This is a genomic window from Oceanisphaera sp., assembly GCF_052084945.1.
Taxonomy (GTDB): domain Bacteria; phylum Pseudomonadota; class Gammaproteobacteria; order Enterobacterales; family Aeromonadaceae; genus Oceanimonas.
On sequence record NZ_JBQDEX010000166.1, the window covers coordinates 1 to 3,930 of the forward strand.

Annotated in this window: 4 protein-coding genes; all 4 read right to left on the reverse strand. The window is 50.0% G+C overall.

Annotated features, from left to right (window positions below; translation table 11 throughout):
• Positions 1–405: 405 nt before the first annotated feature.
• From gcvH to ACTHY5_RS11480, 4 genes are read right to left on the reverse strand one after another with little or no spacing between them, the layout of a single operon-like run.
• Complete coding sequence (gene gcvH, locus ACTHY5_RS11465; protein ID WP_441879767.1) at positions 406–792, reverse strand: glycine cleavage system protein GcvH; 387 nt, start codon at positions 790–792, stop codon at positions 406–408.
• Entirely contained in the window at positions 789–2,018 is a 1,230-nt protein-coding gene (locus ACTHY5_RS11470) for an FAD-dependent oxidoreductase (RefSeq protein WP_441879770.1), read from the reverse strand. The genes gcvH and ACTHY5_RS11470 overlap by 4 nt, the downstream gene beginning before the upstream one ends.
• A 5-nt stretch (positions 2,019–2,023) precedes the next feature.
• Positions 2,024–3,304 (reverse strand): 2-octaprenyl-6-methoxyphenyl hydroxylase, encoded by a 1,281-nt coding sequence (gene ubiH, locus ACTHY5_RS11475; RefSeq protein WP_441879773.1) that lies wholly within the window; start codon positions 3,302–3,304, stop codon positions 2,024–2,026.
• A 17-nt stretch (positions 3,305–3,321) separates the two neighbouring features.
• A complete protein-coding gene (locus tag ACTHY5_RS11480) occupies positions 3,322–3,888 on the reverse strand; it encodes a UPF0149 family protein (RefSeq protein WP_441879776.1) in 567 nt (188 codons plus the stop codon).
• Between the last annotated feature and the right edge of the window lie 42 nt (positions 3,889–3,930).

Genomic DNA, 3,930 nt, shown 5'->3' on the forward strand with positions numbered 1-3,930 from the left:
GCATATTTACCTTATCGACTAACTCAACATTTATCCAGTTAAAAAGGTAAAGCGGACGGGTAGTAATGACTGCAAAGAGGACGGGCTGAGATAGACCTGTTAGGGGGATGACACTTAAAACATAGCTGGAAGCTGGAAGCGGGAAGAGGTGAATAAAGGTAAGGGGGACTAGCTAAGATAAATCTGTGAGGGTTAGGGGACGTAATAAAAACTTTATACTATACCCTCGCCTGTTGAATGGATTGCCGCGTCGCTACGCTCCCAGTTTTAAAGCTTGGTGCTAGGCGCTCGGCGCTGCTTTTAGTCATTGCGAGCGCAGCGCGGCAATCTAGATCTTTTCTTCCAGCTTCTAGCTTCCGGCTTCAAGCTATCTTTAGCCCTTTATCCAACACTCAACATTGCCCTTCAGTCTTCTATGTTGTTTTGATACTCGGTGGCGGTGAGTAGTGAGTCGAAGCCAAACGCGTTTGATAACTTGATACGAAATAACCAGCCTTCGCCGTAGGGGTCGGAGTTGATTAGCTCGGGGCTATCTTCTAGTTCGTTATTAATGGCGATCACTTCGCCGCTAACGGGCGCGTAAATATCGGACGCGGCTTTTACTGACTCCACCTGGGCACATTCATCTTCAGCTAATAAACGACTGCCTAGACTAGGTAATTCAACAAACACGACATCACCTAATAAATCTTGGGCATGCTCGGTAATGCCCACCACAACTTCATCTGTGTTTTCTACTCGAACCCATTCGTGAGTGGCAGCATATTTTAGTTCACTTGGCAGATGGCTCATTGACGGTTTCCTTGTGATGTTGACGACATTTTTGACAGCTCAGCTTGTAAGCCTGTGGTGCCTAAGGCGTGGGCGGCAAGTTTGCGCTTTAGTGGGGTAAGGCGATTAGTGAGGTTAAGCCCAATGCCACGGACGCTTTTAATAATAGGATTGGCTTGGCCAAACAGGCGCTTTAGGCCTTCCATGGTAGCGAGCATAGTGGCGGCTTCGGCTTTGCGCCAGCGCTCAAACGATTTAAGCTCGGCTAATGCGCCAATATCACGACCTTGTTGATTAAGCTTGGTGAGTGTTTCAGCGAGCGCGGCGGCGTCTTGCAGACCAAGGTTAACCCCCTGCCCTGCTAAAGGATGTATGGTGTGTGCGGCATCACCAATAAGGGCCCAGCGTGGGCCGCAAAATTGCTGACTAAAGCGCGCGGTAAGCGGAATGGCCATGCGCGGGCTTAATACCTCACAGGGCCCAAGTTGCATATCGAAAGCGAGGCTAAGGGTTTTGTTAAAGTCTTCGTCCGACAAGGCTAAGCGCTCGGCGGCGGCATCGGGGTCACAAGACCACACCACAGAGCAGTGATGGGGATCGGCTAGGGGCAAGAAGGCTAAAATGTCTTTGCCTCTAAAAATTTGCCGCGCGGTTTGCTGATGAGGGACTTGGGTTGCCACTGTAGCGACCAGTGCGCTGTGATCGTAATCCCACTCCATCATGCCAGGCTGAAGTTGCTTGCGTAGCCAAGAGCGAGCGCCGTCTGCGCCTACTATTAAGCGCCCAGTAAGAGGAATGCCGTTGTCTAATAATACAAAAGCGCCCTGCTCACTGACCGAGACGGTATTCGCCCGCGCCGGTAAATATAAATCAATATGTGCTCGCGTTTTAGCTTGCTCAAGTAAGCTCAGCTGTAACACTCGATTTTCAATAATATGCCCCAAGTGCGGCTGGTGCATAAGGGCGGCGGAAAAATCGATATGGGCGTTGCTGTCTGCTTCCCACACGGCCATTTTTGTATAGGGACCTAGGCGCGCTGTTTGTTGGGGCCAAGCGTGAAGGCGTTCTAGCAACGTTTGTGAGGCCAGGTTAATAGCGCTCACTCTGTTTTCGGGAATAACCGGTAATACAGGATCAGGCTGCTGCCCTTCTATAACGGCCACTTTTAAGCCGCTGTTTTCTAAGGCCAGGGCTAGCGTAAGCCCTACCATGCCGCCCCCTATAATGATCACATCTGTTGCTTGCATTTGACTTACCTCTTGCCCATGGCTTGCCAAGCCAAGGTGTGTTTTAGGGAACCACAGGCGGCCATCACATTTAGTCCCATATTACGCCCTGCTGCTAATAGGGGGTCATTATTTGAAAATAACAATGCCAGTGCCGAGGTCATGCCCACTAGGGTGGCTTGATCGGCTTGTCGTGATTGACCATATCGGCTCAGCATTGCATATCCGCCTATATCGGCTAGCGTGGATTGTGCTTGGTTGTGCTCATTTGCATGGGCAAAAGCGGAGTGCTGAGTGCTAGATAATGACAAAAGGTGTCGCGTTTGTTCAATTAAGGCGGCCACATCACGCAGGCCTAAGTTAAACCCTTGCCCAGCAATGGGGTGTAATAAGTGTGCCGCATTGCCAATTAACACCACTCTGTGATGCCAAGGCTTGGGCACTTCATCTAGCATTAGGGGGTAGCAGTGTCGGGTGCCTGTGCGGGTAAAGCGCCCAAGCCGATAGCCAAATATGGTTTGTAGTTCGGCTAAAAAGTCATTGTCATCCAGTGCCATTAACTGCTCAGCCCGGGTATTAGAGACACACCACACTAACGAGCTACGCCCCTGGCTCATGGGTAACAGTGCCACTGGGCCTTCGGCACTAAATCGCTCAAATGCTTGGTGCTGGTGGTGCTTTGCGGTTTGTACGTTGGCAATAATCGCGCTTTGTTGGTAATTAAACTGGCGACGAGGCAGCTTAAGTTGGCGACTGATAGGCGAATGGTTACCGTCGGCGGCCACTAATAAGCGTGTGCTAAGTTGCCGGTTGGCTATGGTACTTCCCTGCAGTTGGCTGCTGTTATTGAGGGTAATAGTGACGGTGTCTTGCGCTTGCTGCCAGTCTTGTATTTGTGCAGGGCAGTATAGGTCTATGGCTGGAGTTTGCTGCAATTGCTGGTATAAAACTTGCCCGATGGGAGTGAGTTCTACCACATAACCTAGTGCAGGCAAGCCATAGTCTGTGGCCTGTAAATTAACTTGGCCAAAGTGACCTTGATCAGACACCTGAATATCAGTAATAGGTGTGGCAAGCTCTGCAAACAGTGGCCAGAGCCCGAGTTGCTGTAGTAAATATTGGCTGTGCCCGGCAATGGCAATGCTGCGGGCATCGAAGCCTGGGTGCCGGTTATGCTCGGGGCGTGACTGTTCAATAAGCGCAATGCGCAACGGTAAGCCATTGGCTTGCTTTAGCTGGCTTAAGCCAAGAGCAAGCACGGCTCCCGCCATGCCTCCCCCGTTAATTACCACATCATAATGGGTCATAAGACTCTGGGTCGCTGTTAGTGCAAGGTGGGTCTTTGTGGTTGAGTTTGAGCTTTACCAAACTCTTCAAATGCTAAGGTTGCCCCCAGTTTTAAATGCTCGTATAGCACCACAAAGGCGGTTTCACTTTCTTCGTCTTCTTGATCAAAATCGGCTGATACTTGAGTGATACTGCTAATGTCTTGAATGATCTCTTGTAGCTCATTAGAGGCTTTGTAGAGATCTTGCTGCACCACGCCAAATCCGGCAAGAAAGGCCGCTGACCATTCCATCATGGCTTCTAGGCGATCATCGAGGGGATCGTCGTCGTGGGGCATAAGTAATTCAAATTGCGTTTGGCTTTGCAACTCATCATACACCCGAGAAAACAGCAAGTTAACTGCTTTTTTCACCTCATCTGGCAATGGATAGTCGTCGTTTAATAAGGCATTAAAGTGTTGCTGCCAGCGGGCATCATTTTGTGCCATGCCACCACAAATAAGCCCACAGATAACCCCGTGGACTTCGGCTGTGGTCACCACCATGTTGTGATGCTCGAGTAAATCGGTAAATGCATCATAATTTGGACGGGCCTTGTCGTTCATCTGTTACTCTATTGGTTAATTGGGGTGAATATAGGGCAGATC

Excerpts from the sequence above, each read along its gene's own strand:
- ACTHY5_RS11480 (WP_441879776.1), bottom strand. The coding sequence starts at position 3,888 with ATGAACGACAAGGCCCGTCCAAATTATGATGCATTTACCGATTTACTC.
- ACTHY5_RS11470 (WP_441879770.1), bottom strand. The coding sequence starts at position 2,018 with ATGCAAGCAACAGATGTGATCATTATAGGGGGCGGCATGGTAGGGCTT.
- gcvH (WP_441879767.1), bottom strand. The coding sequence starts at position 792 with ATGAGCCATCTGCCAAGTGAACTAAAATATGCTGCCACTCACGAATGG.
- ubiH (WP_441879773.1), bottom strand. The coding sequence starts at position 3,304 with ATGACCCATTATGATGTGGTAATTAACGGGGGAGGCATGGCGGGAGCC.